The organism is Nocardioides antri (assembly GCF_008373765.1).
In the GTDB taxonomy this organism is placed as follows: Bacteria; Actinomycetota; Actinomycetes; order Propionibacteriales; family Nocardioidaceae; genus Nocardioides; species Nocardioides antri.
In genome coordinates, this window is record NZ_VUJW01000025.1 from 1 (window position 1) to 389 (window position 389).

General features: G+C 70.2%; 1 pseudogene. It reads left to right on the top strand.

Going from position 1 to position 389, the window contains the following annotated elements:
* Positions 1–240 (top strand): annotated as a pseudogene (locus F0U47_RS21425) (hypothetical protein); the annotation flags it as partial.
* Between the last annotated feature and the right edge of the window lie 149 nt (positions 241–389).

Sequence of the window (389 nt, forward strand, 5' to 3'; positions counted from 1 at the left end):
CGCGCCCTCGCGCGTCTGTCGCACGAGGGGGCCCACCCGCTCGGCGCCGGCCGCTACGAGACGCTGGTCAAGACCCGCGGCCTCGACGGCACGCCCGTCGTCACCTTCACCACCCGCCATGCCCATCCCCACGCCGAGCGCACGCACCCGAGCCCCCATTACCTGGCGACGATCGCCGCGGGGCTCGCTCAGGTCCACCACCCCACGACCGCACTCTCTGACTATAGTCAGAGATTATGAGTACGACGGACGTCCTGCGCCGCTTCAACCGCACCTACACCCAGCGGAACGGACAGCTCGACTAATCGTGCCTCGGCACCGGCCGACCGCTCGCGGTCAGCCGCCTCCTCTTCGAGATCGTGGCCGGCCATCCAGCCCACGGCACCACC